Below are 540 nucleotides of genomic sequence, written 5' to 3' on the forward strand. Positions count from 1 at the left end.
GGCAGTCCGCCCGCTACCTCGGCCGACTCTGCTCGAAAGGCAGCGGCTCTAAGCGTCATTGCTTGCGCCAAGGCTGAATGATCGTAAGTTCTCCGTTGCGGGCTTTTTCCGACGGCATCATGAGGATCTCCCGCATCAATTTGATCGCAGGCGTCTCGAGCGAGTGAAGTAAGGCAGCCAACTGTGGATCCGCCGGCCTCTTCCGACCATACCGGCCCTTTGCACCAGCCGGTACATGCCCCATAAGGCGATCGCGTGTGCGCTGTGCAACACCGGCATCGTCGAGGCGGTCGCCCATACAATGCCGAGCGCTGTAGAGCGAGATGTTCTCGCGCTCCAGTTTCAATTTCCTGCGGCGGTACTGCCAGTCCCGGGTCAATGGGCGGTCCCACTGAACGCGGCCAGACGGTGTCGTGTAGGGCAACCAATCTGGAAAAAGACGAATTTCGCCTCGCGCCTGCAGCTCGTTCGCCCTATCGAGAAGTCCTAGTGCACCGACTCAGACAGATGATTCAGGGCGAGTTTGGTCCTGATCGCGTT

The 540-nt window shown here is 59.6% G+C and carries 1 protein-coding gene; it reads right to left on the reverse strand.

What is annotated here, in order from left to right:
- Nucleotides 1-55: 55 nt before the first annotated feature.
- On the reverse strand, nt 56-379 hold the full coding sequence (locus tag P7D22_RS23390; RefSeq protein ID WP_319936632.1) for a hypothetical protein: 324 nt from the start codon (nt 377-379) through the stop codon (nt 56-58).
- Nucleotides 380-540 lie beyond the last annotated feature (161 nt).

Source organism: Lichenihabitans sp. Uapishka_5, assembly GCF_033947565.1.
GTDB lineage: Bacteria > Pseudomonadota > Alphaproteobacteria > Rhizobiales > Beijerinckiaceae > Lichenihabitans.